30 protein-coding genes are annotated in these 24,913 nt (G+C 67.1%); 12 read left to right on the plus strand and 18 right to left on the minus strand.

The genetic code is table 11. The features are described from left to right. Positions 1-16: 16 nt before the first annotated feature. The 6 genes from ACFO5X_RS21755 to ACFO5X_RS21780 are packed head-to-tail and all read right to left on the minus strand — an operon-like array spanning position 17 to position 6,022. Entirely contained in the window at positions 17-2,005 is a 1,989-nt protein-coding gene (locus tag ACFO5X_RS21755; RefSeq protein ID WP_380721361.1) for a CocE/NonD family hydrolase, read from the minus strand. Between the two features lie 3 nt (positions 2,006-2,008). Further along, positions 2,009-3,109: a DUF4147 domain-containing protein gene (locus ACFO5X_RS21760; protein WP_380721364.1), complete on the minus strand. Its 1,101-nt coding sequence runs from the start codon at positions 3,107-3,109 to the stop codon at positions 2,009-2,011. Then, entirely contained in the window at positions 3,106-3,543 is a 438-nt protein-coding gene (gene dtd, locus ACFO5X_RS21765) for a D-aminoacyl-tRNA deacylase (protein WP_380721367.1), read from the minus strand. Before dtd ends, ACFO5X_RS21760 begins: the two co-directional genes overlap by 4 nt. Then, on the minus strand, positions 3,543-4,211 hold the full coding sequence (locus ACFO5X_RS21770; RefSeq protein ID WP_380721370.1) for a nitroreductase: 669 nt from the start codon (positions 4,209-4,211) through the stop codon (positions 3,543-3,545). The genes dtd and ACFO5X_RS21770 overlap by 1 nt, the downstream gene beginning before the upstream one ends. Before the next feature lie 57 nt (positions 4,212-4,268). Further along, the gene (locus tag ACFO5X_RS21775) at positions 4,269-5,000 is read right to left on the minus strand and encodes a metallophosphoesterase (RefSeq protein ID WP_380721373.1); all 732 of its coding nucleotides are present in this window, start codon (positions 4,998-5,000) and stop codon (positions 4,269-4,271) included. Beyond that, positions 4,997-6,022 carry a LysR family transcriptional regulator gene (locus ACFO5X_RS21780; RefSeq protein ID WP_380721376.1) on the minus strand — a complete coding sequence of 342 codons (1,026 nt, stop codon included), beginning with the start codon at positions 6,020-6,022 and terminating at the stop codon, positions 4,997-4,999. The genes ACFO5X_RS21775 and ACFO5X_RS21780 overlap by 4 nt, the downstream gene beginning before the upstream one ends. A 138-nt stretch (positions 6,023-6,160) precedes the next feature. Between ACFO5X_RS21780 and ACFO5X_RS21785 the strand changes: the two genes are divergently transcribed. Both ACFO5X_RS21785 and ACFO5X_RS21790 read left to right on the plus strand, forming a co-directional pair. Then, positions 6,161-6,625 (plus strand): dimethylsulfonioproprionate lyase family protein, encoded by a 465-nt coding sequence (locus ACFO5X_RS21785; RefSeq protein WP_380721379.1) that lies wholly within the window; start codon positions 6,161-6,163, stop codon positions 6,623-6,625. Between the two features lie 29 nt (positions 6,626-6,654). Continuing rightward, positions 6,655-7,026, plus strand: a complete 372-nt coding sequence (locus ACFO5X_RS21790; protein WP_380721382.1) for a hypothetical protein — start codon at positions 6,655-6,657, stop codon at positions 7,024-7,026. Positions 7,027-7,067: 41 nt separating this feature from the next. Here ACFO5X_RS21790 and serA read toward each other — a convergent pair whose 3' ends face one another. The 3 genes from serA to ACFO5X_RS21805 all read right to left on the minus strand — a co-directional run bounded on the left by serA (position 7,068) and on the right by ACFO5X_RS21805 (position 11,313). Further along, complete coding sequence (gene serA / locus ACFO5X_RS21795) at positions 7,068-8,666, minus strand: phosphoglycerate dehydrogenase (protein WP_380721385.1); 1,599 nt, start codon at positions 8,664-8,666, stop codon at positions 7,068-7,070. Between the two features lie 94 nt (positions 8,667-8,760). Beyond that, positions 8,761-9,915, minus strand: a complete 1,155-nt coding sequence (locus tag ACFO5X_RS21800) for a phosphoserine transaminase (RefSeq protein ID WP_380721389.1) — start codon at positions 9,913-9,915, stop codon at positions 8,761-8,763. A 222-nt stretch (positions 9,916-10,137) separates the two neighbouring features. Next, positions 10,138-11,313 (minus strand): MalY/PatB family protein, encoded by a 1,176-nt coding sequence (locus ACFO5X_RS21805; protein WP_380721392.1) that lies wholly within the window; start codon positions 11,311-11,313, stop codon positions 10,138-10,140. A 103-nt stretch (positions 11,314-11,416) separates the two neighbouring features. Here ACFO5X_RS21805 and def (ACFO5X_RS21810) point away from each other — a divergent pair, with 103 nt between their 5' ends. Genes def (ACFO5X_RS21810) through ACFO5X_RS21835 form a run of 6 tightly spaced genes read left to right on the plus strand, consistent with a single transcriptional unit; the run spans position 11,417 to position 14,328 of the window. After that, positions 11,417-11,935 carry a peptide deformylase gene (gene def / locus ACFO5X_RS21810; RefSeq protein ID WP_380721394.1) on the plus strand — a complete coding sequence of 173 codons (519 nt, stop codon included), beginning with the start codon at positions 11,417-11,419 and terminating at the stop codon, positions 11,933-11,935. Between the two features lies 1 nt (position 11,936). Continuing rightward, on the plus strand, positions 11,937-12,434 hold the full coding sequence (gene def, locus ACFO5X_RS21815; protein WP_380721397.1) for a peptide deformylase: 498 nt from the start codon (positions 11,937-11,939) through the stop codon (positions 12,432-12,434). Next, positions 12,431-12,925, plus strand: coding sequence for a peptide deformylase (gene def / locus ACFO5X_RS21820; protein ID WP_380721400.1), 495 nt, complete (start codon positions 12,431-12,433; stop codon positions 12,923-12,925). Before def (ACFO5X_RS21815) ends, def (ACFO5X_RS21820) begins: the two co-directional genes overlap by 4 nt. Then, complete coding sequence (gene fmt, locus ACFO5X_RS21825) at positions 12,926-13,831, plus strand: methionyl-tRNA formyltransferase (protein WP_380721403.1); 906 nt, start codon at positions 12,926-12,928, stop codon at positions 13,829-13,831. A gap of 10 nt (positions 13,832-13,841) precedes the next feature. Beyond that, the gene (locus ACFO5X_RS21830; RefSeq protein WP_380721406.1) at positions 13,842-14,078 is read left to right on the plus strand and encodes a hypothetical protein; all 237 of its coding nucleotides are present in this window, start codon (positions 13,842-13,844) and stop codon (positions 14,076-14,078) included. 10 nt (positions 14,079-14,088) lie between these two features. Further along, entirely contained in the window at positions 14,089-14,328 is a 240-nt protein-coding gene (locus tag ACFO5X_RS21835; RefSeq protein ID WP_380721408.1) for a GlsB/YeaQ/YmgE family stress response membrane protein, read from the plus strand. Between the two features lie 13 nt (positions 14,329-14,341). Here the strand turns inward: ACFO5X_RS21835 and rnhA are convergent, their stop codons facing one another. From rnhA to ACFO5X_RS21860, 5 genes are all read right to left on the minus strand, one after another. Beyond that, positions 14,342-14,794: a ribonuclease HI gene (gene rnhA, locus ACFO5X_RS21840; RefSeq protein WP_380721411.1), complete on the minus strand. Its 453-nt coding sequence runs from the start codon at positions 14,792-14,794 to the stop codon at positions 14,342-14,344. Further along, positions 14,787-15,386, minus strand: coding sequence for a class I SAM-dependent DNA methyltransferase (locus ACFO5X_RS21845; protein WP_380721414.1), 600 nt, complete (start codon positions 15,384-15,386; stop codon positions 14,787-14,789). Before ACFO5X_RS21845 ends, rnhA begins: the two co-directional genes overlap by 8 nt. Before the next feature lie 4 nt (positions 15,387-15,390). Next, positions 15,391-16,008: a LysE family translocator gene (locus ACFO5X_RS21850; RefSeq protein ID WP_380721416.1), complete on the minus strand. Its 618-nt coding sequence runs from the start codon at positions 16,006-16,008 to the stop codon at positions 15,391-15,393. Between the two features lie 167 nt (positions 16,009-16,175). Beyond that, positions 16,176-17,126: a 4-hydroxy-3-methylbut-2-enyl diphosphate reductase gene (gene ispH / locus ACFO5X_RS21855; protein ID WP_380721419.1), complete on the minus strand. Its 951-nt coding sequence runs from the start codon at positions 17,124-17,126 to the stop codon at positions 16,176-16,178. Positions 17,127-17,252: 126 nt separating this feature from the next. Further along, entirely contained in the window at positions 17,253-17,825 is a 573-nt protein-coding gene (locus ACFO5X_RS21860) for a LabA-like NYN domain-containing protein (RefSeq protein WP_189681034.1), read from the minus strand. A gap of 120 nt (positions 17,826-17,945) precedes the next feature. Between ACFO5X_RS21860 and folK the strand changes: the two genes are divergently transcribed. From folK to ACFO5X_RS21880, 4 genes are all read left to right on the plus strand, one after another. After that, entirely contained in the window at positions 17,946-18,527 is a 582-nt protein-coding gene (folK, locus tag ACFO5X_RS21865; RefSeq protein ID WP_380721422.1) for a 2-amino-4-hydroxy-6-hydroxymethyldihydropteridine diphosphokinase, read from the plus strand. Positions 18,528-18,612: 85 nt separating this feature from the next. Beyond that, positions 18,613-18,966, plus strand: a complete 354-nt coding sequence (gene rpoZ, locus ACFO5X_RS21870) for a DNA-directed RNA polymerase subunit omega (RefSeq protein WP_380721425.1) — start codon at positions 18,613-18,615, stop codon at positions 18,964-18,966. Between the two features lie 28 nt (positions 18,967-18,994). Beyond that, complete coding sequence (locus tag ACFO5X_RS21875) at positions 18,995-21,127, plus strand: RelA/SpoT family protein (protein WP_380721428.1); 2,133 nt, start codon at positions 18,995-18,997, stop codon at positions 21,125-21,127. Positions 21,128-21,158: 31 nt separating this feature from the next. Next, positions 21,159-21,812 carry a DUF2062 domain-containing protein gene (locus ACFO5X_RS21880; RefSeq protein WP_380721431.1) on the plus strand — a complete coding sequence of 218 codons (654 nt, stop codon included), beginning with the start codon at positions 21,159-21,161 and terminating at the stop codon, positions 21,810-21,812. Positions 21,813-21,819: 7 nt separating this feature from the next. Here ACFO5X_RS21880 and rnc read toward each other — a convergent pair whose 3' ends face one another. The 4 genes from rnc to acpS form a co-directional block, all read right to left on the minus strand. Then, positions 21,820-22,500 (minus strand): ribonuclease III, encoded by a 681-nt coding sequence (gene rnc, locus ACFO5X_RS21885; protein ID WP_380721434.1) that lies wholly within the window; start codon positions 22,498-22,500, stop codon positions 21,820-21,822. Continuing rightward, entirely contained in the window at positions 22,497-23,606 is a 1,110-nt protein-coding gene (gene lepB / locus ACFO5X_RS21890) for a signal peptidase I (protein WP_380721437.1), read from the minus strand. Before lepB (ACFO5X_RS21890) ends, rnc begins: the two co-directional genes overlap by 4 nt. Beyond that, the gene (gene lepB, locus ACFO5X_RS21895; RefSeq protein WP_380721439.1) at positions 23,603-24,418 is read right to left on the minus strand and encodes a signal peptidase I; all 816 of its coding nucleotides are present in this window, start codon (positions 24,416-24,418) and stop codon (positions 23,603-23,605) included. Before lepB (ACFO5X_RS21895) ends, lepB (ACFO5X_RS21890) begins: the two co-directional genes overlap by 4 nt. 80 nt (positions 24,419-24,498) lie before the next feature. Beyond that, entirely contained in the window at positions 24,499-24,906 is a 408-nt protein-coding gene (gene acpS, locus ACFO5X_RS21900; RefSeq protein WP_380721442.1) for a holo-ACP synthase, read from the minus strand. Positions 24,907-24,913 lie beyond the last annotated feature (7 nt).

A 24,913-nucleotide genomic window follows, 5' to 3' on the forward strand; every position in this document is an offset into this window, starting at 1 on the left:
CGCTGCGCCGGCGGCATCAGATGTGATCTCGACCGATCTCCTCGCTGTGATCGCGTTCGTAGACGAGCGTGTCGTTTTCGAAGGCTTCAATTCGGGCGTGCAGGAAGAACCGGTCATTGTCGGCCTTCATTTCGCAAAAAGCCTCGGTGCGCAAACGGATTCCGTCCCGTTCCAGTTCGTCGGTCCAATGGCACCAGCCCCGCGCCGAGAGAGGATCGTCGGGGTGGATGGTCCAGCGCTCGCGGGCGATGGAGCCGTTGATGAGACCGTGATCGAGGTCGCGGTCCTTGCCGAAGTCGTCTTCGATCACCAGGCTGACGAGGCCGCTGCGCAGATCGGTTTCGATGCGCCGGACGTGATCGGGGGCGCGCAGGGTCTCGGTCTGCCAGGGCGATTCGGCGTCGGGCGGAGGGAAGGCGCATTCGTCGCCGGTGGCGGCGTCGCGGACGGGCAGGGCAAGATGGCCCTGGCTGAGGGTCAGCGCCGCCGCCTCGGGCGCGGGCCAGAGGAGCGGCCAGTAGGCGGTCGAGATCGCGACCCGCAGGCGGTGACCGGCGGGGAGGCGATAGGCGATGTGGTCGAGGTCGAGCGTGATTTCGACCGTCTCACCCGGGGTCAACACGTGCGGCGCGGCGTGGCTGTCGCGGTGGCTGAGGTTGAGCACGCCATAGGTGATGCGGGTCGAGGCGCCGTCGGGGTGGACGTGGTTCAGCCGCACCGCGATCTGCGCCTGGGTGCGGTCGGACCGGAGCGACAGCGTGAGGCGGGGCGCGCCGACGATATCGGTGTCGGTCGCCATCGGGGCGGTGTCGAAGCAGGCCGAGAGCGCGTCGTCGCCGCGCTGGTCGCCCGGCATTTCGGGGCCGAGCCAGATCGCGCAGTATTCGCCGCCCGCCATCCCGCAATGCTGAGGCGAGGCGACCGTCCGGTCGAGCGCGCCGGGTGCGGGGACGAGCCCTGTGTCGGTCAGGTGCCAGTCCTGCACCGGGAGGTGCGACGTGGCCCCGTCGTCCTCGGCGATCCAGCGGCCCGGGCGGTCGGTGTACCAGGCGGCGGGGCGGACGCCGTCCATCAGGTAGACGCGGTAATCGGGGTCATTCTCGACGCCGGTGTCGATGTCCTTGAGCCAGCGGTCCCACCAGCGCAGGGCTTCTTGCAGGAAGCCGATGCGCGGCTCGGGCACGGCGAAATGGGGGTATTTGTGGACCCAGGGGCCGACGATGCCCTTGGCGCCGGGCACCTGTTCGACCAGTTGCGGGACGGCGTTCTTGTAGGAATCGCCCCAGCCGCCGACTGCCAGCACCCTGGCCCTGAGCCGTGAGAAATCCTCGCAGACCGAGCCGTGGCGCCAATAGGCGTCGCGCCGCTGGTGGCGCAGCCAGAGGGCGGGCAGGAAGGGTTCGTTCTTCAGGCGGTCGAGCCACATCTCGCGCCAGTCGGGGCGCAGGGCGGGATCGGGCGCGCGGCTGGAATAGGACCACATCGTAGCGCCCCAGCCGAGGTTCTCGTTCAGCAGGCAGCCGCCCTTGTAGTGGATGTCGTCTGCATAGCGGTCGACGGTGGAGCAGAGCGTGATGATCGCCTTGAGCGGCTCGGGCTGCAGCGACGCGACCTGAAGCGAATTGAAGCCGCCCCAGCTGATCCCCATCATCCCGACGTTGCCGTTGCACCAGGGCTGCGCGGCAATCCAGTTGATCACCTCGACCGCGTCGTCGAGTTCCTGTTGGGTGTATTCGTCGGCCATCAGCCCCTGGCTGTCGCCGTTTCCGCGCATGTCGACGCGCAGGCAGGCATAGCCGCGTTTGGCGAAATAGGGGTGGGTCAGGGCGTCGCGTGCGCAGGTGCCGTCACGCTTGCGATAGGGCAGGTATTCGAGGATTGCCGGGACCGGATCGCTGCCGGCGTCCACCGGGCGCCAGAGGCGCACCGAAAGGCGGCAGCCGTCGGACAGGGTGATGCCGAGATCCGGCTGTTCCTCGATCTCGCGGAGGGTGTTGGGGCGCATCGTTCAATCCCTGACGGCGACAAGCAGATCCATCACATTTGTGCCGGTCGGTCCGGTGGTCAGAAGCGCCGCTTTGCGCTCCAGAAACGACCCGGAGTCGGCGTGGTTCAGCGCCGTGGCGGCGTCCGGTTCCCAGGTGCTGCCATCGACGATGCCGCCGGCGTCGTCGGTGGGGCCATCGCTGCCATCGGTGCCGCCGACCACGAGGGTGAGCCCTTGGGTGTCCGCGATCTCGCGCGCGAGCGCCAGGGCAAGGGCCTGGTTGCGCCCGCCCCGGCCGGGGTTGGCGGGGAGCCTGACGGTGGGCTCGCCGCCGAGGACGATGACGCCACGGGCCATGTCGCGCAGGCGCGGGCCCCAGTAGGCGGTGAGGCGGTGGAGGTCGTCGTGCAGCGCCTCCTGCGCGTCGAGGACGGGGAGGCCGCGGCGCCGGGCTTCGGCGGTGGCCGCGTCGCGGGCGATGGTGTTGGAGGCGATGATCCGGGCGGTGTAGTCGAAAGCAGGGTGTTCAGGCGCGGAGCCGATGCCGGAGCCGATCACCCCGAGGTCGTCGCCGGGAACGTCAGAGATCGCGAGGACGGTGACGGCGCGGCCGCGGAAGGCGGACAGCAGGCCGCCGCCCTTCACCCGGCTGATGCGCCGGCGTTCGGCGTTCATGGCGGTGATGTCCTTGCCGCTGGCGAGCAGCGCGCGGTTCAGTGCGGCGAGATCGTCAAGGGTCTTGCCGTGGACCAGATCCTCGGCCAGTGAAGAGGCGCCGCCGGAGACCAGCAGCAGGAGGTGCGAGCCGGGCGGCATGTCTTCGGTCGCCCTGCGCAGCGCCTGGCCGGCGGCGAGCGAGCGGGCGTCGGGGACGGGGTGGGCGGATTCCATCAGCTCGACGCCTTGCGGCAGGGTCGCGCCGTGGCCGTCCTTCGTCACCACCAGCGCGGGCACGTCGGGGAAGGCGTCATGCGCGGCGCGGGCCATTTCGGCGGCGGCCTTGCCGACGGCGAGGATGCCGTCGGGGCGGCTGGTCCCTTCGAGCGCCCGTTGAACGGCGGCATAGCCACCCACCGCATCGACGCCGGCGCGCCAGATCGCGAGGGCGTCCTCGCGGCTCATGCCTCGATCCAGATGGTCACCGGGCCGTCGTTGACGAGGCTGACCTTCATGTCGGCGCCGAAGCGGCCGGTGGCGACCGGGATGCCCTGTTCGGTCAGCGCGCGGGCGAAGTGGAGGTAAAGCCGTTCGCCCACGTCGGGCGGGGCGGCGGTGGAAAAGCCGGGGCGGTTGCCGCGCGAGGTATCGGCGGCCAGGGTGAACTGGCTGATGACCAGCGCCGCGCCGCGGATGTCGATGAGCGAGCGGTTCATCTTGTCGGCCTCGTCGCGGAAGATGCGCAGCTTGGCGATCTTGGCGGCGAGGGTTTCGGCCTGCGCCTCGGTGTCGCCGGTCATGGCGCAGACGAGGACCATGATGCCGGTGCCGACCTCGCCGATCACCGTGTCGTTCACCGCGACCGAGGCCTCGGTCACGCGTTGCACCAGCGCGCGCATCAGCCGCGCCAGTCCACGATATCGGCCACGGCGGCGCGTTCGGTGCGGAAGCCGTTGGCCGGGTGGTCGGGTTCAGCATAGCCGAAGGAGACGGCGCAGAGGATCAGCCGGTCGTCGGGAATGGCGAAGTAACGGTGCAGGAAGGGGGCATAGGAGGCCAGCGCGGCCTGGGGCACGGTGGCCACGCCCTGCGCCTGCGCGGCGAGGGTGAAGCCGGTGATGAAGCCACCGCAGTCGAGCGCGCCATAGGCGCCGAGTTCGGCCGGCGAGGAGACGATGGCGCAATGCGGTGCGCCGAAGAGGTCGAAGTTCCGCATCATCTGGGCGCGGGAGCCGTCGCGGTCGCCCTTTTCGACGCCGACCGCCTCGTAGAGTGCCCAGCCGCAGGTGCGGCGGCGGTCGAGATAGACGCCGGAATAGCCCGTCGGGAAGGGGAGATCGGGCGCGTGGGAGGCGGTGGCCATCTCGTCCTTGAGCGCAGCGCGGAAGGCGTCGGTTTCGGCGCCCGAGGTGATGGTCAGCTGCCAGGGCTGCGCGTTGCACCACGAGGGCACGCGCCGGGCGGTGGCGACGATCGCCTCGATTGTGGCGCGCGGCACCGGATCGGGTTTGAAGCCGCGGCAGGAAAAGCGCGCCGCCATCAGGGTGTCGAGTTCGTCTGCTGTCATCTGTGGTGCTCCTTGCCTGCGGCGGAAGATGCTTGGATGTGCGGCCAAGGGCAAGGGTCAGGGTGTGAGCATCAGGCGGCCGGACTGGTCGAGCAGCCAGGCGTCGGTGCCTTCGAAGACCACGGGATGGATCGGTCGGCCATAGCCAGCGCCGCCGTCGAGATTGACGCGGTTGCCATAGTGGAAGGGCAGGTCGATGGCGGTGTGGCCATGCACGACCAGCCAGGGATGCTGCCGGGTGTCGAGCAGGAAGGGGTCGCGGATCCAGATCAGGTCGTCCTCGGTCTGCTGGTCGAGCGGGCTGCCGGGCAGGATGCCGGCGTGCACGAAGAGCAGGTCGCCCGCCTCGATGTGGGTCGGGAGGGACTGGAGGAAGGCGCGGTGGGCGGCGGGCACGGCGGCGCGGGCCTCGGCCAGAACCTCGTCGCGGGGGCGGGTGTCGGCTTCGGGCACGCCGTAGGAGGCCAGCGTCGCCGCGCCGCCAAGGCGCGGGTGCAGCCAGTCGAGCGACTTGTTGCTGATGCGGCTGTCGGTGACGGTGCCGTCGTCGAGATAGCGGGTGAACATCCGGTCGTGGTTGCCCTTGACCGCGCGCCAGCGGCGGCCTTCGGCCATGCCTTCCATCACGCGGGCAATCACGCCGCGGCTGTCGGGGCCGCGATCCTCGAAATCGCCGAGGAAGACGATCTGCGCGTCGGGCCCGCCATCCGCCGCGATCCAGTCGAGCGCCTGATCGAGAAAGGCCGTCTGGCCGTGGGTGTCTCCGATGACGTAGATGGGGTCGCTCACGTCGCCTCCTGCGGTCCGCCTTGCGGATTACCTTGCACAGGCGCGGGGCGGGGTCCACCCGGAGCGATGGCATAGTCGAGCGGTTCGAGCAGGGCAGCGATTTCGCCGCGCATCCAGCGATGGGCGGGGGCGCTGGTCAGGCGTTTCTGCCAGACCATGCCGATCAGCGGCGTCGGCACCACCATGGGCGGCCAGAAGACGTCGAGACCGAGCGGCCTGGCAAGTTTGAGCGCGAGCTGGCCGGGCAGGAGGGCGATATGATCGCTTTCCGCCACCGCGCGGGCGACGCCGAAGAAGACCGGCATGGTCATGACGACGCGGCGTTTGCGGCCGACGGCGGCAAGCGCGGCGTCGCCCATCGCGTTGAGCTTGCCTTCGGGCGAAAAGAGAATGTGGCCGAGATCGCAGAAAAGGTCCATGGGGACGGTCCCGCCGGGCGACAGACCGGCGCCGGCCAGACGGGGGTGCCCGCTGCGGGCAATCACCGCGAAATCGGAGCGGAAGAGGGGCTGCCATTCGACCCAGGAGGGCCAATCCTCGGGTCTGGGGATCAGCGCGAGGTCGACCTTTCGGTTTTCGAGCGACTGGACGTAGTTGTCGGGCACCAGATCGACCAGCTGCATCCGCACGCCCGGGGCGATGCGTGACAGGCGCTCGGCCAGTTGCGGCATCAGCATCTCGGCAAAGAAGTCGCTGCCCGAGATGCGGAAGGTCTCGTTCGCCTGCGCCGGGTCGAAGTGCTGCGGGCCGGAGAGCAATGCGGCGAGGTCGTCGAGAGTGTCGCGCAGGGGCTGGGCGAGGGTGCGGGCATAGTCGGTCGGCACCATCTTCTGGCCCTGGCGGATGAACAGCGGGTCGTTCAGCGCGTGGCGCAGGCGGCCGAGCGCGGCGGAGACGGCGGGCTGGCTGAGGCCGACACGCGCGCCCGCCCGAACGGTCGAGCCCTCGGCCAGAAGCGCGTCGAGCACGCGGAGGAGGTTGAGGTCGAAGGCCGCGAAATTCATGGCGTCAATAATTATCATAATATCTATTCATTTCACACCCGTTCTTGCTGGTGGCAGAGTGGGGCCATTCCAAAACGACACGCCGCGACCGGCCCTGGCCTGAGGGACATCCTTTTCCGGGCCCGGGGCAGGTGTGTCCCACTCCTTGAGGACGTCATGACGCATCCGATTCTGGGGCCTGGTGCCATCGAATGGCTGGGCACCTGGTACTCCATCCTTCTGTCAGCCGAGGCCACCGGGGGCAGCCTGTCGGTGGTCGACAGCATCGGTGCACCGGACAGCGGCCCGCCGCGCCACGTCCATCACGATGCGGACGAAACCTTTGTTCTGCTGTCGGGCGCCTGCGACTTCTGGCTGGAGGGCGAGACCTTCAGGCGTGGGGCCGGCAGCACGGTGTTCGTGCCGCGCGGCAAAGAGCACACGTTCCGCGTGGTCGGCCCGGAGCCGTCGCGGCATCTGGTCCTGCTGACACCGGGCGGGTTCGAGGGATTCTTCGTCGAGATGGCGCGGAGAAAATACAGGATACCGCAGGATATGACAGAGGTGATACAGGTGGCGCAGGCCTACCGGATGGACTTTACCGGACCGCCACTGGCGGCCGAAACGGCGGGGGCCGCATAAAACAACAAACAACAGGGACACGGACTTAAATGAACAAGACAGCGCAGTATTTCATGAGTCTGGCCGTTCTGGCCGCACTGATCGGGATGATCTGGGGGCTGCATATGGCGATCTCGAAGGATCACCTGATGGCGCCGGCGCACGCGCATCTGAACCTGCTGGGCTGGGTCAGCTTCGCGATCTTCGCCTTTTACTATCATCTGGTGCCCGCAGCCGCCGACGGCGGGCTGGCGAAGCTGCATCTGGGGCTGGCCGTGGTGGGCCTCGTCCTGATGATCCCCGGCATCGCGCTGGCGATCAGCCGCGATTTCGAGCCGCTGGCGGCCATCGGCTCGATCCTGAGCTTCCTGTCGATGGTGACGTTCGGCCTGGTCGTGCTGCGCCACGGCCTGCGGCGGTAGGTTGCAAGGGGCAGGGCGGCGGACCGCCCTGCCCATCGTTCTCAGACGACGTCGAAGGCCAGCGGCTTGACCTGGCGGAACATGCCGGTGTCCTCGAGCTTTTTCAGCACCGGGGCGGGGACTGCTTCATCCACGTAGAGCAGGGCGATGGCCTCGCCGCCACGGGTGGAGCGGCCGAGGGTGAAGTTGGCGATGTTCACGCCGTTTTCGCCCAGGGTCTTGCCCAGCGTCCCGATGATGCCGGGCATGTCCTCGTTGGTGGTGTAGAGCATGTGGGCGCCGACCTCGGCGTCGATGTTGATGCCCTTGATCTGGATGAAGCGCGGCTTGCCGTCGCTGAAGACAGTCCCGGCGATGGAGCGTTCGCGCTTGTCCGTCACAACGGTGACCTTGATATAGCCGTCGAAGGCGCCGGACTTGTCCTGGTTGGTGGTCGAGATCTTGATGCCGCGTTCCTTGGCGACGACCGGGGCCGAGACCATGTTCACGTCGGGGTTGGCCTTTTTCATGATGCCCGCCACCACGCCGCAGTTCAGCGCGGCGAGGTTCATGGTCGAGACGGAGCCATCGTAGAGGATGTTGATCGCCTTAATCGGCTCGTCGGTCATCTGGCCGATGAAGTTGCCGAGGTGGCCGGCCAGCGTGACCCAGGGGCCCATGACCTTGGCCTCTTCGGCGGTCATCGACGGCATGTTGAGCGCGTTCTCGACCGCGCCGTCGAGCAGGTAGTTCGACATCTGCTCGGCGACCTGCAGCGCGACGTTTTCCTGCGCCTCGGTCGTGGCCGCGCCCAGGTGCGGGGTGCAGACGACGTTGGGCAGGTTGAACAGCGGGTTTTCGGTGGCGGGTTCGACAGAGAACACGTCGAAGGCCGCGCCGGCGACATGGCCGGATTTCAGCAGGTCGGCGAGCGCCTGTTCATCGACCAGACCGCCGCGGGCGCAGTTGATGATGCGCACGCCCTTCTTGGTCTTGGCGAGGTTTTCCTTCGAAAGGATGTTTCGGGTCTGGTCGGTCAGCGGAACGTGCAGGGTGATGAAGTCGGCACGCTTCAGCAGGTCGTCGAGGTTCTCGACCTTTTCGACGCCCATCTGGTCGGCCTTGTCCTGGCTGAGGAAGGGGTCATAGGCCACGACCTTCATCTTAAGGCCGCGCGCGCGGTCACAGACGATGCCGCCGATGTTGCCGGCGCCGATCACGCCCAGCGTCTTGCCGGTGAGTTCGACACCCATGAAGGCGTTCTTTTCCCACTTGCCGGCATGGGTGGAGGCCGAGGCCTCGGGGATCTGACGGGCGACGGCGAACATCAGCGCGATGGCGTGTTCGGCGGTGGTGATCATGTTGCCGAAGGGGGTGTTCATGACGATCACGCCCTTCTTGGAGGCGGCGTCCTTGTCGACGTTGTCGACGCCGATCCCGGCGCGGCCGATCACCTTGAGGCGAGTGGCCTTTTCGAGGATCGTCGGCGTCACCTTGGTGGCCGAGCGGATGGCGAGGCCGTCATAGTTGCCGATCACCTCGGCCAGCTTGTCCTTGTCCTTGCCGAGGTCGGGCTGGAAGTCGACCTCGATGCCGCGGTCCTTGAAGATCTGCACGGCGGCGTCGGAGAGTTTGTCGGAAATGAGTACGCGGGGGGCCATGGATGTGGTCCTTATGTGGGGGGAGAGCGGTGCGTGCCAAGCACGCACCCTACGGGCATTGGGTAGGGTGCGTGCTCTGCACGCACCGTGAAGGTCACGCGGCTTCGGTCAGCGCCTCGATCTCGGCCTGGAAGGCCCAGTCGATCCAGGGCATCAGCGCCTCGAGATCCGAGGTTTCGACCGTCGAGCCGCACCAGATCCGCAGGCCAGGAGGTGCGTCGCGGTAGGCGCCGGCGTCGTAGGCGACGTTCTCGGTCTCGAGCCGCTTGGCCACTGCCTTGGCGAAGGCGGCGCCGTCGGTGATGCGGGCATCGGTGAACTTAACGCAGACCGAGGTGGTCGAGCGGATGGCCGGATCGGCGGCCAGGAAGTCGATCCAGTCGTGGGCCTCGACGAAGGCCGAGACCGCCGCCGTGTTGGCTTCGGCGCGGGCGATCAGGCCCTTGAGCCCGCCGACCGAGCGCGCCCAGTCCAGCGCGACGAGATAGTCCTCGACCGCCATCATCGAGGGGGTGTTGATCGTCTCGCCCTTGAAGACGCCGTCGATCAGCTTGCCGCCCTTGGTGAGGCGGAAGATCTTGGGCAGCGGCCAGGCCGGTTTGTAGGTTTCCAGGCGTTCCACGGCGCGGGGGCTGAGGATCAGCATCCCGTGCGCGCCCTCGCCGCCGAGCACCTTCTGCCAGGAGAAGGTGGTCACGTCGAGCTTGTCCCAGGGCAGGTCCATAGCGAAGGCAGCCGAGGTGGCGTCGCAGAGGGTCAGGCCGGCGCGATCGGCCGGGATCGCGTCGCCGTTCGGGACGCGGACGCCCGAGGTGGTGCCGTTCCAGGTGAAGCAGACGTCACTGTCGAAATCGACGGTGGTGAGGTCCACGATCTCGCCATAGCCGGCGGTCTTGACCTTGGCGTCGAGCTTGAGTTGCTTGACCACGTCGGTGACCCAGCCTTCGCCGAAGCTTTCCCAGGCCAGCATCTCGACCGGGCGGGCGCCCAGCAGGTTCCACATCGCCATTTCAAAGGCGCCGGTGTCGGAGGCGGGGACGATGCCGATCCTGTAGTCGGCGGGCACGCCGAGGATGGCACGGGTTTCCTCGATCGCGGCCGAGAGCTTGGCCTTGCCGATGGACGCGCGATGCGACCGGCCGAGCGGGGCGTCGGCGAGCATGTCGAGGCGGAAATTGGGGATTTTGGCGCAGGGGCCAGAGGAGAACCGCGGATTGGCCGGCCGCGATACCGGTTTTTGCATAGCCATTTCAGCTACCCTTCCAGATAAGCGCCTCTCGTTGGGGAGAGGTGTCCCGCCGCCGCAGATATCGGGGCACGGGCGGTTCGGCAAGGGGCGAAAAGGAATGCTATGGAGGAGGTCTGCGGCAAAAGCGCGGAATTTGCTGGGGGGAGTTTCCGATAGGCGACGGCGGGCGCGCCGTGGCGCCCCCCTTTCGGTCCGGGGGGCGCCTTTGTCACGGGGCGTGGCCTATTGCAGGTCGGCGAAGGCCGCGCCCATGCGGGTGCAGGCCTCTTCGATGCGGGCGCGGGGGGTGGCGAAGTTGAAGCGCATGAAGCCTTCGCCGCCCAGGCCGAAGGTGGCGCCGTGGTTGACGGCGATCCGGGCCTCGGTCTGGATGCGGCGCGTCAGTTCCTCGCTGTCCATGCCGGTGTCGCGGAAATCCACCCAGGCGAGGTAGGTGCCTTCCAGCGGCATCGACCGCACGCCGGGAATGCCGTTCAGGGCCTTGTCGAGCAGGCGCCGGTTGCCGTCGAGATAGGTCATCAGATCGTCGACCCAGGCCGCGCCCTCGGGCGAATAGGCGGCGGTGGCGGTGTGCAGGCCGAAGGAATTCGGCGAAATGCCAAACGCCATCATCCGCTTTGCGAACCGCGCGCGCAGGTCGGGGTCGGCGATGATCACGTTGCCGATATGGCTGCCGGCGAGGTTGAAGGTCTTGGTCGTCGCGCTCATCATGATGAGGCGGTCCTCGATCCCCTCGATGGTGGCCATCGGGATATGCTTCTGTCCCGGCATCACCAGATCGTGGTGAATCTCGTCACTGACGAGGATCAGCTCGTGGCGGCGCGCGAAGGCGGCGACACCCTGGAGTTCCGCGCGGGTCCAGACGCGGCCGCCGGGATTGTGGGGCGAGCAGAGGATCAGCATCTTTTCGCGGCCGGTCATCTGCGCGTCCCAGGCGTCGAAGTCCATCTCGTAGCGGCCGTCGCGCAGGGCGAGCGGGCATTCGACGACCTCGCGCCCGGACTCGCGGATGACGCGGTAGAAGGCGTGGTAGACGGGGGAGAGCAGGACGACGCCGTCGCCGGGATTGGTGAAGGTGTCGACGCAGAGGCCGGTGCCGTTCACCAGCCCGTGGGTGGTGAAGATGCCGGCGGGATCGACAGCCCAGCCGTGGCGGGTCTGCATCCACCACTGGATCGCCTCCAGATAGGCCCGGTCATCGCCGAAATAGCCGTAGATGCCGGTCTCCATCAGCTTGCGCAGCGCCGCGTCCACTGCGGCCGGCGGGCGAAAGTCCATGTCGGCCACCCACATGGAAATCCCATCGTCGGGCGAGACGCCATAGAGCGCCTCCATCTTGTCCCATTTCGCCGAATGGCTGCCGCGGCGGTCGATGATCTCGTCGAACTTGCTGGTCATGTGGTCTCGCGTCCCGTTTTCCTTTTCGCGGCAAGCTACCCGCATAAGGGGCAGGCGCAAGGGGGGCGTTGCCAGAGCAGGAACGATCCCCTAAATCGGCAGCATGAAACGCGATATCTTGATCCATCCCGATCCCCGGCTGAAGAAGCTTTGCGATCCGGTCGCCGATATTTCGGACGATCTGCGCCGGCTGGCGGACGACATGCTGGAAACCATGTATGCGGCGCCGGGCATCGGCCTGGCCGCGCCGCAGGTCGGGGTGCTGTCGCGGCTGATCGTGCTGGACTGCGCGAAGGACGACAAGACCGCACCACGCCCGCTGGTCATGTTCAACCCGCGCGTCACGGCGTCGTCGGAGCGGATGAACACCTATGAGGAAGGCTGTCTGTCGATCCCCGAGGAATATGCCGACGTGACCCGTCCCGCCGAGGTGGAAGTGACCTGGATCAACCGTGACGGCAAAGAGGTCAGCGAAGGGTTCGGCGGGCTGTGGGCGACCTGCGTGCAGCACGAGATCGACCATCTGAACGGCAAGCTGTTCATCGACTACATCGGTCCGATGAAGCGGCAGCTGATCACACGGCGGATGCAGAAGCTGAAGCGCGACAGGGCGCGGGCCTGAGGTGGCGGTTCTGCCGATCCTCAAATGGCCCGATCCGCGGCTGTCGCAGCGCTGCGAGCCGGTGGACGACATCGGGGCGCAGGCGGGCCTGATCGCCGACATGTTCGAGACGATGTATGCCGCGCCGGGGCGCGGGCTGGCCGCGCCGCAGGTCGGGGTGATGTCGCGTCTCTTCGTGATGGATGTGACCTGGAAAGAGGGCGAGCGATCGCCCATGGTGATGATCAACCCGGTCATCATGGCGGCCGAGCGGGTGCCGGTGGTGATGGACGAGGGGTGTCTGTCGATCCCGGGCATCATGGTGCCGGTGGAACGGCCGGTGGCGGTGACGGTGCAGTGGACCTCGGAAACGGGGGAGATCCACATGGCCGATTTCGACGGCTTCGAGGCGCGCTGCATCCAGCATGAGTTCGATCATCTGAACGGGACGGTGACGCTGGATCGGGTGGCACCCGAGTTGCGCGCCGAGCTGGAGGCGCAATACGCGGAGGGCGCATGAGCGTGCGGCGCTGCCTGCCCTGGCCGGACGCGCGGCTGCGCACGGCGGCGGCGGATGTTGGTTCTGTCACCGACGAGATCCGCGCGATCTGGTCGGATATGATTGACACCATGGAGGCGATGCCGGGCGTCGGCCTTGCGGCGACGCAGATCGGGGTGATGCAGCGGCTGGCGGTGGTCGATGCCTCGGACAGCCGGGGCAAGGCGGTGCGCATGGCCAATCCCGAGGTGCTGCACGCCTCGGTCGAGCTGCGCCCGCATGAGGAGGCGAGTCCGAACCTGCCGGGCGTCTCGGCGGTGATCAAGCGGCCGCGGGCGGTGACGGTGCGGTTCCTGAATGCCGACGGCGAGATGGAAGAGCGCGATTTCGTCGGGCTCTGGGCGACCAGCGTGCAGCATCAGATCGACCATCTGGCCGGGCGGATGTATTTCGACCATCTTTCGAAGGTGAAGCGCGACATGCTGCTGCGCAAGGCGCGGAAGGCCGGCTGAATGCGTCTGATCTTCATGGGCACGCCCGATTTCTCGGTTCCGGTTCTCGATGCGCTGATCGCGGCCGGGCATGAGGTTGCGGCCGTCTATTGCCAGCCGCCGCGACCAGCGGGGCGGGGCAAGAAGGACCGGCCGTCGCCGGTGCAGGCGCGGGCCGAGGCGCTGGGGCTGGCGGTGCGCCATCCGGTGTCGCTGCGCACGCCCGAGGCGCAGGCGGAGTTTGCCGCGCTGGGGGCCGAGGTGGCCGTGGTCGTCGCCTATGGGCTGATCCTGCCGCAGGCGGTGCTGGATGCGCCGGCGCGGGGGTGCCTGAACATCCATGCGAGCCTGTTGCCACGCTGGCGCGGGGCGGCGCCGATCCAGCGGGCGATCATGGCGGGCGATGCCGAGACCGGCGTCTGCATCATGCAGATGGAGGCGGGGCTGGACACCGGGCCGGTGCTGCTGCGAGAGGCGCTGGCCATCGGGGCCGACGACACCGCCGCCGCGCTGCATGATCGGCTGTCGGCGCTGGGTGCGCGGCTGATCGTGGCGGCGCTGGAGCGGCTTGACACGCTGACACCGGAGCCGCAGCCCGAGGCGGGCGTGACCTATGCCGCAAAGATCGACAAGGCCGAGGCAAGGGTTGACTGGACGCGGCCGGCGGCCGAGGTCGACCGGCTGATCCGGAGCCTGTCGCCCTTTCCGGGCGCCTGGTGCGAGATCGGCGGAGAGCGGGTGAAGCTGCTGGAGTCGCGCGTGACCGAGGGGCAGGGCGCGCCCGGGACGGTGCTGGACGACCGGCTGGCCGTGGCCTGCGGCACGGGCGCGGTGCGCCTGACGCGCTTGCAACGGGCGGGGAAAGCGGCGCAGGATGGCGAGACCTTCCTGCGCGGCTGGCCGGTGAAGGCGGGCGCGCAACTTTAGGAGCGGGCGGATGTTCTTCACCCTGTTCGGCACCATCGCGATCGCGGGGATCATCGGCTATGTCTCGGAAAAGTCGGGCTGGACGCGGAACGGCTATCTGCCGTCGATCATCATCTGCATCGGCGGTGCGGTGCTGTTTCTCTTCATCCGCAAGATGTTCGGGATCGGCTTCCATTCGCCCGGCCTGAACGCCATCCTGTCGTCGGTGGGAGCGCTGGTCATCGTGCCCTTCCACTGGCGCAAGTGAGGAGACCGTCATGAGCAGCATAGTCATGCTGATCGTCATCGGCGCGGCGGCGGGGTTTCTGGCCACGCGGCTGATGCGGATCGAGGCCGACATTCCGACGACCATGTTCATCGGCATCTGCGGCGCGCTGATCGGCGGGCTGGTGCTGCGGGTGCTGATCACCGTGATGGGCGCGATGGCCGGTTTTGTCGGCGCGGTGCTGGGGTCGCTGGCGCTGATCTGGCTGTGGCAGAGATACCGCAAGCGCTAGGCCGCGCCGGGGATCAGCCCTTGAAGGGTTTCATGCCCTTGCGCGCCAGTTCGTCGGCGCGTTCGTTTTCCGGGTGGCCGGCGTGGCCCTTGACCCATTGCCATTTCACCTTGTGGCGGGCCTGCGCGGCGTCGAGGCGCTGCCAGAGTTCGGCGTTGGCGACCGGCTTTTTCGCTGCGTTCTTCCAGCCGTTCTTCTTCCAGCCGAAGATCCAGCCGGTGATGCCGTTCTTCACGTAGTTGCTGTCGGTCACGATGGTGATGGAGCTGGCGCGCTTCAGCGCCTCGAGCGCGCTGATCGCGGCCATCAGTTCCATGCGGTTGTTGGTGGTCTGGGCCTCGCCGCCGCAGAGCTCGCTTTCCTTCAGGATCGTGTCGTCCTGCATCGCGCGCAGCAGCACGCCCCAGCCGCCGGGGCCGGGATTGCCGGAGCAGGCTCCGTCGGTGTAGGCGAAAAGCTCAGGCATGGGCGGTCAGGGTGACGAAGGTCTCTTCGGCGCCGGCCAGCCCCGCGCCGTTGCCCCGCCGGGCGGACAGGACGGTGAAGCCGGCCTCGTTCAGCCGGGCGCGAAGCTCGTCCTCGGTGTAATAGGTGTAGAAGCGGCCGAGTCTGTCGCGGGCCTCGCCGGTGCCGAGTTTCATGCCCAGCATCAGGGCGCCCTTCGGTTTCAGCGCCTTGCGGATCCGGGCGAGGTGGCCGGGCAGGTCGGCGCGAGGGCTGTGCAGGAGGCTGAAGTTGGCCCAGATGCCGTCATAGACGTTCTCGGCGTCCAGCGCCTCGAAGGGTTCTATGCGCACATGCAGGCCGTAGCGGTCGAGCGCGAGGCGGGCCATCGCGGGTGTGGCATCGGAGGCCTCGGCCTGGTAGCCGGCGGCCGCGAAATCGGCGGCCCAGTGGCCGGGGCCGCAACCGTAGTCGAGGATTCGGCCGCCGTCGGGCACCAGCGCGAGGAATCTTTCGCGGTCGGCGCGCTGGTCGGTGTCCTTGGTGCGGGCGAAGCCGCGGGCATAGTCCTCGGCGGCCTGTTCGTAGACGGCGAGGGTCTGGGCGTCGGTCATGGCCTCAGGCCCGCTCGGTGGCGAGGCGGACGGCCAGCGCGGCGAAAGAGGCGGCGAAGGCGCGGCGCAGCCAGGTCATCGCGGTGGCGTTGCCGGTGATCCAGACGCGCACCGCGCCGGCGGCGAGGGCGTATCCCGTCATCACGGCGCCGGTCGTGGCGACAAAGCCGAGGCCGAGTTCCACCATCAGTGCGGTGGTGTTTTCGGCGCCGGCGGGAATGAACTGGGGCAGGAAGGCGACGAAGAAGATCGGTAGCTTGGGGTTCAGCAGGTTCAGCAGCACGCCGCGCCAGACGATGGTCAGGGCGCTGGTGCGGACTGCGCTGCCGTCGGCGCGAACGTCGAGGCTGCCCTTGCCGCGCAGGGTGGTCCAGGCCATCCAGAGCAGATAGGCGACGCCGGCGAACTTGACCGCCTGGAAGGCGAGGGCGGAGGTGTGCAGCAGGGCCGCCAGCCCGGCGAGGGCGGCCAGAAGGTGCAGGCCAGTGACCAGCGTGCAGCCCAGCGCGGCGAGCAGTCCGCGCCGGGCGCCGCCGCCCAGCGCGGTCGACAGCGTGTAGATCACGCCAATACCGGGCGCGAGACAGACGATCAGGGCGGTGAGCAGAAATTCGGCAGACATGAACGCTCCGGCGGCTGGTCGGGGCTAGTTGCCACGACGCAAGGGGCCGATCAAGCTCAAGGGGCGGGCGGGGAGGTTTTCCTTGCGCGATTTCCGGGCGCGGGTGTGGCGCTGCCGCTTTTCCTGAGGAAAAGCCTTTCCGGAGGCGGCGCAGGGTTGCAGCCGGGTCACGCTGTCTGGCGGAGGATCCGTGGCACCTTGAACTCGACGTTTTCGACGGCCGTCTCGATGTAGTCCATCGTCACGTCGAAGCGGTCCTTCAGCGCGTCGATGACCTCGTTGACCAGCGTCTCGGGGGCCGAGGCGCCGGCGGTCAGTCCGATGGCGCGGGCACCGTCGAGCGCGCGCCAGTCGATGTCACCGGCCCGCTGCACCAGCTGGGAATAGCCGCAGCCGGCACGCGCCGCGACCTCGACCAGGCGGCGGGAGTTGGAGGAATTCGGTGCGCCCACCACGAGCATGGCGTCGGCGCGGGGCGCGATGGACTTGACCGCTTCCTGCCGGTTGGTGGTGGCGTAGCAGATGTCTTCCTTGTGCGGGCCGACGATGGCTGGAAAGCGCGCCTGCAGGGCCTTCACGATCTCGGCCGTGTCGTCGATGCTGAGGGTGGTCTGGGTGACATAGGCGATGCGGGTGGGATCGCGCACGTCCACGGCGGCCACGTCATCGACGGTTTCGACCAGCAGCACGTCACCTTCGGGAAGCTGGCCCATGGTGCCGATGGTTTCGGGGTGGCCCTTGTGGCCGATCATGATCATCTGGAGACCGTTCTCGGCGTGACGCTGGGCCTCGATATGCACCTTGCTGACCAGCGGACAGGTGGCATCGACAAAGACCATGTTGCGGCGCTGCGCCTCGGCCGGGACCGATTTCGGCACGCCGTGGGCGGAGAAGATCACCGGGCGGTCGGGGGGGCAGTCGTCGAGTTCCTCCACGAAGACGGCGCCCTTGGCGCGCAGGCCGTCGACGACGAAGCGGTTGTGGACGATCTCGTGTCGCACATAGACGGGCGCGCCCCATTTCTCGAGCGCCATCTCGACAATCTTGATGGCGCGGTCGACGCCGGCGCAGAAGCCGCGCGGGGCGGCGAGATAGAGGGTCAGGGGCGGTTTCGTCATCGGGGTACCTCGCGGGCCAGAGCTAGGCATATGGGCGGGCGACGTCCAGTGCGAATGCCCAGCGGGCAGAAAAATGCCGTCCGAACGGCGGTTCGGACGGCATCGGATCGTACATCGCGGCACAGCCTACTTGGCGGCGGCGACCCGGGTATCGTCGGAAGAGGAGACGTCGCGCGGCGGGCGGCCGATCACCTCTTTCAGCTCTTCCAGTTCGATGAAGTTGTCGGCCTGGCGGCGCAGCTCGTCCGAGATCATCGGCGGCTGGCTGCGGATGGTCGAGACGACCGAGACGCGCACGCCCTGGCGCTGCAGGCTTTCGACCAGCGGGCGGAAGTCGCCATCGCCCGAGAACAACACAATGTGATCGACGCGCGGCGCGAGTTCCATCGCATCCACCGCGAGTTCGATGTCCATGTTGCCCTTGACCTTACGGCGGCCCATGCTGTCGGTGTATTCCTTGGCCGGTTTCGTCACCATCGTGAAGCCGTTGTAGTGCAGCCAGTCGACGAGGGGGCGAATCGGCGAGTATTCGTCGTTCTCCAGGAGGGCCGTGTAGTAGAATGCACGCAAAAGCTTGCCACGTCTCATGAATTCCTGTCGAAGGAGCTTGTAATCAATGTCGAACCCCAGCGCCTTGGCGGCGGCATACAGGTTCGATCCATCGATGAACAGCGCGAGCCGTTCGTCCTTGTAAAACATCAAATTGTCCTTCCGGTTTGCCGCTTCGCCGAGGTTCCGTGAGTGAAATAAAATTTCGGCGGGGCGTTTCGGATAAAATAAGTGAACTGGGTTCCGCTGCAAGTGTAAAGACTTCACGACATGGCGTCAAAATTGATCGGATTTGGGACAGAATATGTCGTCGGAATGGGCGGGAACCTGCCTTCCGAGGCGGGTTCCCCAGCGGCAACGCTGGGTGCGGCGCTGCGGGAACTGAGCGCTGTAGGCATGGTGATTCGGGCGGTCAGCCGGTTCTATGCGACCCCCTGTTTTCCGGCCGGAGCCGGGCCGGATTACGTCAACGCCGCGGTGCGTGTGCGGGCCCCCGGCGGGCCGGAGGAGACGCTGGCCGCGCTGCATGGGGTCGAGGCCGAATTTGGCCGTGTTCGCAAGGCCCGATGGGCCGGGCGGACCCTGGATCTGGACCTGTTCGCGGCGGGGGCTCTGGTGGTGCCCGACGCGGCCACGCAGACCGCCTGGCGCGACCTGCCGCCAGAGGAACAGGCGCGGCGCGCACCGGAGCGGCTGATCCTGCCGCATCCGCGCCTGCAGGACCGGGGTTTTGCCCTGATCCCGATGCGCGACGTGGCGCCGGACTGGGTGCATCCGCTGCTGGGTCAAAGTGTCACCGCCCTTTGCGCGGCGCTGCCGGAGCAAGAAATCGCGGCGATCCGGCCATTGTGATCGCGCACAAGCCTTGTCATCCTTGCGTTTCGCGGTTAGGTAGCGGGCTTCCGTCAGGACCGACAACTGTTTCAGGAGCGATGCGATGGCCCGCGTGACCGTGGAAGACTGCGTGGACAAGGTACCGAACCGGTTCGAGCTGGTGATGCTGGCCGCACACCGTGCGCGCGAGATCGCCGCCGGTGCCGGACTTACCATTGACCGCGACAACGACAAGAATCCGGTCGTCGCCCTGCGCGAGATTGCCGACGAGACCCAGCGGGCCGACGACCTGCGCGAGCGTCTGATCGAAAGCAACCAGAGCCAGATCGAAGTCGACGAACCCGAAGAGGATTCGATGGCCCTGCTGATGGGAGCCGAGTCGGACAAGCCGGTCGACGACGACATGTCCGAAGAGAAACTGCTGCGCGCGCTCATGGAGGCCCAAGGCCAGGGTTGAGTGCGCCGTACCATGGGGTGCGGACCGGATGATCTCTGCGGATGACCTGATCGAGCTGGTCCGCAACTACAATCCCAAGACAAACGCCCAGCGTCTGGCCGAAGCCTATGCGTTCGGCGCAAAGATGCATGAAGGGCAGTTCCGTCATTCGGGCGAGCCCTATTTCAGCCATCCGGTGGCCGTTGCGGCGATTCTGACCGAACAGCGGCTGGACGACGCGACGATCATCACGGCGCTGCTGCACGACACCATCGAGGACACCAAGGCGTCGTTCTCGGAGGTGGAAAAGCGGTTCGGACCCGAGGTGGCGGGGCTGGTGGATGGCGTCACCAAGCTGACCAATCTGCAGCTCTCCAGCGTCGAGACCAAGCAGGCCGAGAACTTCCGCAAGCTGTTCATGGCGATGTCCAAGGACCTGCGGGTGATCCTGGTCAAGCTGGCCGACCGGCTGCACAACATGCGAACCATCAAGTCGATGCGCCCGGACAAGCAGGTGCAGAAGGCGCGCGAGACGATGGATATCTTCGCGCCACTGGCGGGCCGCATGGGCATGCAATGGATGCGCGAGGAGCTGGAGGATCTGTCGTTCCGAGTGCTGAACCCCGAGGGGCGGCAGTCGATCATCCGGCGGTTCATCATGTTGCAGCGGGAATCGGGTGACGTGATCCCGCGCATCACCGGCGACATGCGCAAGGAGCTGGAGAAGGCAGGGATCGAGGCCGAGGTCTTTGGCCGCGCGAAGAAGCCCTATTCGATCTGGCGCAAGATGCAGGAGAAGGACCAGGGCTTTTCCCGGCTGTCGGATATCTACGGGTTCCGCATCATAACCGGGTCGGAAGAGGACTGTTACCGCGTTCTGGGCGTCATCCACCGCCGCTGGCGCGCGGTGCCGGGGCGGTTCAAGGACTACATCAGCCAGCCCAAGACCAACGGATACCGGTCGATCCACGCCACCGTCTCGGGTCGGGATGGCAAGCGGGTCGAGGTTCAGATCCGCACGCATCAGATGAACGACGTGGCCGAGACGGGGGTGGCGGCGCATTGGTCCTATCGCGACGGCGTGCGATCGGAGAACCCCTTTGCGGTCGATCCCGCGAAGTGGATCAGCTCGCTGACCGAGCAGTTCGACGCCGAGGAGGATCACGAGGATTTCCTCGAGGCGGTCAAGCTCGAGATGTATTCCGATCAGGTGTTCTGCTTCACGCCCAAGGGCGACGTGGTGAAGCTGCCGCGGGGGGCGACGCCGATCGACTTTGCCTATGCGATCCACACCCGCATCGGATCGGCCTGCGTGGGTGCCAAGATCGACGGGATCCGGGTGCCGCTGTGGACGCGGCTCAAGAACGGCCAGTCGGTCGAGGTGATCACGGCCGAGGGGCAGACACCGCAGGTCAGCTGGCTGGACATCGCGACCACGGGCAAGGCGCGCACGGCGATCCGGCGGGCGCTGCGGGTCATCGACCGCGAGCGGTTCATCAAGCTTGGCCACGAACTGGCACGGTCGGCCTTCGAGCATGTCGGGCGCAAGGCGACGGACAAGGTGCTGGAGACAGCCTCAAAGCATCTGCGGCTGTCGAGCGCCGACGAGCTGCTGGCGCGGCTCGGGAGCGCGGAGCTGACCAGTCACGAGATCGTGCAGGCGGTCTATCCCGAACTGGCGCGCGACGAGGGCGAGAAGGTGCCGCTGCGCCGCGCGGTGATCGGCCTGCAGCCCGGTCAGAGCTTCGAGCGGGCGCCGTGCTGCCGGCCGCTGCCGGGCGAGCGGATCGTCGGGATCACCTTTCGCGGCAAAGGCGTCGTCGTCCATGCCATCGACTGCGAGCGGCTGTCGGAATACGAGGAACAGCCCGAGCGCTGGATCGACCTGCACTGGCACTCGGGCACGCACCCGGCCGCCTATGAGGTGCGCATTGACATCACGATCGGCAACGATGCGGGGGTACTGGGACGAATTTGCACATTGATCGGAGAGAAGAAGGCCAATATCTCCAATCTGGAGTTCGTGGACCGCAAGCCGGATTTCTATCGCCTCATGATCGACGTCGAAATGCGGGATGTGGAACAACTTCACTCCTTATTGCTGACACTGGAAGCCGATAGCGATGTTGCCGCAGTTGAACGCTTTCGAGAAAAATCGCAGGCGCGCCCGCGCGTCAGTTAAAGAGTAACCCGCGACCACGAAGGACCCGCTCTTGGTTTTCAGACGCCGTGACCGACGCTCTTTCCTGCGCACGATCGCGGATTTTCTGTATCCCCGCGGGGGCTGGCTGCGTGCCTTCCATTATGTGAAGCATCGCGTTCGCCGGCTGCCGGATACGCCCGAGCGTATCGCGCGCGGCATCTTCGCCGGGGTCTTCACCACCTTCACGCCGTTTTACGGGCTGCATTTCATCGTCGCCGCGATCATCGCGAGATGCGTGCGGGGCAATATCTTTGCCGCGCTGATGGCGACGTTCTTCGGCAATCCGCTGACCTATGTGCCGATTGGTGTCATCTCGCTCAAGACCGGCTACTGGCTGCTGGGGACGCGGTTCGACGAGGTCAAGCACCGGTCGTTCCTGGGCAAGTTCGTGGATGCGGGCGCGGATCTGAAGAGCAACTTCTTCGCGCTGTTCACCGAGCGGACGGCGGATTGGACCGGGCTGAACATCTTCTATCACGAGGTGTTCTTTCCCTACATGATCGGCGGGCTGATCCCCGGCCTCATCGCCGGGGCGGTCTGCTATTACTTCAGCCTGCCGCTGATCCGCGCCTACAAGAACCGGCGCAAGGGGGCGATCAAGAAGAAGTTCGCGGCGATCCGGGAGAAGGCGGCCAAGGCCGATCTGACCCGCAAGGCGGACTGAGCGGTATTTACGCGCCCAGGAGGTTCAGCAGCGCGGCGGCCGCAGCCTGTTCGGCCTGGCGTTTGGAGGTCGCCGAGGCGCGCGCCTCGGTGCCATCGGCGAGGCGGGCGGCGATGACGAAGACCGGCGCGTGATCGGGGCCGGTGCGCGAGACGGCCTCGTAGGTCGGCGGGGTCTGGCCGCGGGCCTGAAGCCATTCCTGCAGGACGGTCTTGGAATCGCGGGCGTCGGCCTCGACGCTGGCGATGCGGGCGCCCCAGAGTCGCAGGATCATCCTGCGGGCGGGTTCCATTCCGCCGTCGCGGTAGACGGCGGCGATCACCGCCTCCATTGCGTCTCCCAGCAGGGCGATCTTGCGCCGGCCGCCCGACATCATTTCGGACCGGCCGAGTTTCAGCACGGCACCGACATCGACCTCGCGCGCGACTTCGGCGCAGGTTTCCTTGCGCACCAGCGCGTTGAAGCGCGGGGCGAGCTGGCCTTCGGTGGCGGACTTGTCGTGGTCGAGCAGGGCGTCGGCCATCACCAGCCCCAGCACCCGGTCGCCAAGGAATTCGAGGCGCTGGTTGTCGGTGCGGGTAGCGGAGGAGACCGAGCCGTGGGTCAGCGCGCGGACCAGAAGCTCGGGCCGCTGGAACTGATAGCCCAGTCGCTGTTCGAATGCGCGCATGTCGGCGGATAGTTTCATTGCACCCTCCGGAAGAAGCGGTCGCCGCGCAGGGCGGTCAGGTTGAACCACGGGCCGTCCGAGACGGACCAGGCGACCAGCGCGGCGCGGCCGATCAGGGCCTCGGCGGGCACGAAGCCGAGCCCGCCGCCCGACTGGGGGATCCGGCTGTCGCTGGAATTGTCGCGGTTGTCTCCCAGCAGGAACAGGTGGCCGGCGGGTACGTCATAGGGGGCGGTGTCGTCGAACAGCTGGGTGCCGGTGTCGAGTACGTGGATCAGGCGGCCTTCGGGCAGGCGTTCGGCCAGCAGCATCTTGTCGCAGGGCTGGCCGGCGGCGACGGGTGCATTGGCGCAGAGCGGCATGGAGCCCCAGCGGCGTTGCATCGGTTCGGAGAAGGTTCCAAGCGGTTCGGCCGGAAGGGCGGCGCCGTCGATATTCACCACGCCGCCGGTCAGTTGCAGGTCTTCTCCGGGCAGGCCGATCAGCCGTTTGACATAGGCGGCGCCGGTCACCGGGTGGCGGAAGACCAGAACGTCGCCACGGTCCGGGAGCTGCGTGCCGAACCGGTCGCCGGGACCGCAGAGGCCGAAGCAGGGCCAGCCGTAGGCGAGCGTGTCGGCCAGCATGTAGTCACCCGGGAGCAGGCCGGGTTCCATGCTGTTGGAGGGGATGGTGAAGGGTTCGTAGCGGGCGACGACGGCGAGGAGCAGAAGTGTCAGCACGAATGCGGCGCGGCTGGAGCGCGGGTTCGCGGTGTCCCGCGCGGCCTTGTCCCGGCTGCGGGCGAACATCAGCCAGAGCGTCATGATGGCGCCCAAGCCGGGGATCAGCGAGATCAGCACGACCCAGCCGGAGTGGCCCAGATCGTGCAGGCGCCGCACCATCAGCGCGGGCCAGGGCACCCAGACCAGCACCAGGAGGACGCGGGCATAGGGATAGGTCACGCCGCGCGCGGAGAGGTGAGTGTCGAGCAAGACCAGCGCGCCTGTCGCCAGGAGGGCGGCGAGCAGGAACCAGTTCAGCTCGGGCCGGGTGGCCCGGCCGTGGAAGTCGAAGGCCAGACGCAGGGCGCGGCGCAGTGCCGTCAGCGGGCCTGCGGCCGGACGCCGGCGCCTTGCGGTCATCGGATCGCTTTGAAGAACCTGTCGCTGCGCCATGTCCAGAAATACAGCATCGAGCGACCGGCGGAGGAGAACATGATGCGGTCGGCGCGGCCGATCAGGTTTTCGTAGGGCACGAAGCCGACGCCGCCCGCGGTCTGCGCCACGCGGCTGTCGGTCGAATTGTCGCGGTTGTCGCCCATGAAGAAGTAATGCTTGTCCGGCACCACGAAGACACCCGTGTTGTCCAGCGACTGGGTGCCGACGTTCAGGATCTCATGGGTCACGCCGCCCGGCAGCGTTTCGATGAAGCGCTCTTTCTCGCAGATCGCACCCAGCCCGACCGCGCCATTGGCGCAGATCGGCGTGGAGCCCTGCGGGCCCTGGCGTTCCATCACCTCGTCGAAGGTGCCGTCCGCTTTTATCTCAACCGGGACGTCATTGATGATCAGCCGCCCGTCGGTGACCTGGATGCGGTCGCCGGGCAGGCCGATCAGCCGCTTGATGAAGTCGTCGCCGGTGACCGGGTGGCGGAACACGACGACATCGCCGCGCTTGGGCTCGCTGCCCAGAATGCGGGAATTATCCGAGCGCATCCAGCCGCAGAGATCGGCGGCGTCGATGCCGACGAAGGGAATGCTGGGGCAGGAGGCGTAGGAGTAGCCGTAGCTCATCTTGTTGACGAAGACGAAATCGCCGATCAGCAGCGTTTCCTTCATCGAGCCGGAGGGGATCCAGAAGGGCTGGAAGAAGATCGTGCGGAACAGACCGGCGATCAAAAGGGCATAGACGATGGTCTTGATCGTTTCGACAACACCGTTGCGCACTTCGCCCATGACCTGCCCTTTTCTTAGGTATCCTGCCTGCGCGCTTCATGCGACCGGGGGCGCGTGAAGTCAAGTTGCGCCGGTTGCCCTTACCGGTCGGGCAGCGGGCGCGCCTCGATCACCACCATCGCCTGGGCCCAGGGGTGATCGTCGGTGAGGGTGACATGCACGATGGCCTCGTGTCCCGGGGGGGTCATGGCGTCGAGCCGTTCGCGCGCCCAGCCCGTCAGGTGCATGACGGGCTGGCCGGTGCGCAGGTTGGTCACGGCCATGTCCTTCCAGGCGATGCCCATGCGCAGGCCGGTGCCGAGCGCCTTGGAGCAGGCCTCTTTCGCGGCCCAGCGCTTGGCGTAGGTGCCGGCGGTGTCGCGGCGGCGTTCGGCCTTGCGCTGTTCGATGTCGGTGAACACGCGGTTGCGGAAGCGGTCGCCGAAGCGGTCGAGGACGCCCTGAATGCGGTCGATATTGGCCAGATCGGTGCCGATGCCCAGAATCACGAGTGCA

Origin of the sequence: Seohaeicola nanhaiensis (assembly GCF_042654245.1) — a bacterium.
GTDB lineage: Bacteria > Pseudomonadota > Alphaproteobacteria > Rhodobacterales > Rhodobacteraceae > Seohaeicola_A > Seohaeicola_A nanhaiensis.

Excerpts from the sequence above, each read along its gene's own strand:
- ACFO5X_RS21835 (WP_380721408.1), top strand. The coding sequence starts at position 14,089 with ATGAGCAGCATAGTCATGCTGATCGTCATCGGCGCGGCGGCGGGGTTT.
- ACFO5X_RS21760 (WP_380721364.1), bottom strand. The coding sequence starts at position 3,109 with ATGAGCCGCGAGGACGCCCTCGCGATCTGGCGCGCCGGCGTCGATGCG.
- serA (WP_380721385.1), bottom strand. The coding sequence starts at position 8,666 with ATGGCCCCCCGCGTACTCATTTCCGACAAACTCTCCGACGCCGCCGTG.
- def (WP_380721400.1), top strand. The coding sequence starts at position 12,431 with ATGAGCGTGCGGCGCTGCCTGCCCTGGCCGGACGCGCGGCTGCGCACG.
- ACFO5X_RS21805 (WP_380721392.1), bottom strand. The coding sequence starts at position 11,313 with ATGACCAGCAAGTTCGACGAGATCATCGACCGCCGCGGCAGCCATTCG.
- rnhA (WP_380721411.1), bottom strand. The coding sequence starts at position 14,794 with ATGCCTGAGCTTTTCGCCTACACCGACGGAGCCTGCTCCGGCAATCCC.
- ACFO5X_RS21860 (WP_189681034.1), bottom strand. The coding sequence starts at position 17,825 with ATGTTTTACAAGGACGAACGGCTCGCGCTGTTCATCGATGGATCGAAC.
- ACFO5X_RS21875 (WP_380721428.1), top strand. The coding sequence starts at position 18,995 with ATGATCTCTGCGGATGACCTGATCGAGCTGGTCCGCAACTACAATCCC.
- dtd (WP_380721367.1), bottom strand. The coding sequence starts at position 3,543 with ATGCGCGCGCTGGTGCAACGCGTGACCGAGGCCTCGGTCGCGGTGAAC.
- rnc (WP_380721434.1), bottom strand. The coding sequence starts at position 22,500 with ATGAAACTATCCGCCGACATGCGCGCATTCGAACAGCGACTGGGCTAT.
- ispH (WP_380721419.1), bottom strand. The coding sequence starts at position 17,126 with ATGACGAAACCGCCCCTGACCCTCTATCTCGCCGCCCCGCGCGGCTTC.
- ACFO5X_RS21800 (WP_380721389.1), bottom strand. The coding sequence starts at position 9,915 with ATGGCTATGCAAAAACCGGTATCGCGGCCGGCCAATCCGCGGTTCTCC.
- lepB (WP_380721439.1), bottom strand. The coding sequence starts at position 24,418 with ATGGGCGAAGTGCGCAACGGTGTTGTCGAAACGATCAAGACCATCGTC.
- ACFO5X_RS21850 (WP_380721416.1), bottom strand. The coding sequence starts at position 16,008 with ATGTCTGCCGAATTTCTGCTCACCGCCCTGATCGTCTGTCTCGCGCCC.
- ACFO5X_RS21845 (WP_380721414.1), bottom strand. The coding sequence starts at position 15,386 with ATGACCGACGCCCAGACCCTCGCCGTCTACGAACAGGCCGCCGAGGAC.
- folK (WP_380721422.1), top strand. The coding sequence starts at position 17,946 with ATGGCGTCAAAATTGATCGGATTTGGGACAGAATATGTCGTCGGAATG.
- lepB (WP_380721437.1), bottom strand. The coding sequence starts at position 23,606 with ATGACCGCAAGGCGCCGGCGTCCGGCCGCAGGCCCGCTGACGGCACTG.
- rpoZ (WP_380721425.1), top strand. The coding sequence starts at position 18,613 with ATGGCCCGCGTGACCGTGGAAGACTGCGTGGACAAGGTACCGAACCGG.
- ACFO5X_RS21780 (WP_380721376.1), bottom strand. The coding sequence starts at position 6,022 with ATGATAATTATTGACGCCATGAATTTCGCGGCCTTCGACCTCAACCTC.
- ACFO5X_RS21785 (WP_380721379.1), top strand. The coding sequence starts at position 6,161 with ATGACGCATCCGATTCTGGGGCCTGGTGCCATCGAATGGCTGGGCACC.
- fmt (WP_380721403.1), top strand. The coding sequence starts at position 12,926 with ATGCGTCTGATCTTCATGGGCACGCCCGATTTCTCGGTTCCGGTTCTC.
- ACFO5X_RS21755 (WP_380721361.1), bottom strand. The coding sequence starts at position 2,005 with ATGCGCCCCAACACCCTCCGCGAGATCGAGGAACAGCCGGATCTCGGC.
- ACFO5X_RS21830 (WP_380721406.1), top strand. The coding sequence starts at position 13,842 with ATGTTCTTCACCCTGTTCGGCACCATCGCGATCGCGGGGATCATCGGC.
- ACFO5X_RS21770 (WP_380721370.1), bottom strand. The coding sequence starts at position 4,211 with ATGACAGCAGACGAACTCGACACCCTGATGGCGGCGCGCTTTTCCTGC.
- ACFO5X_RS21790 (WP_380721382.1), top strand. The coding sequence starts at position 6,655 with ATGAACAAGACAGCGCAGTATTTCATGAGTCTGGCCGTTCTGGCCGCA.
- def (WP_380721394.1), top strand. The coding sequence starts at position 11,417 with ATGAAACGCGATATCTTGATCCATCCCGATCCCCGGCTGAAGAAGCTT.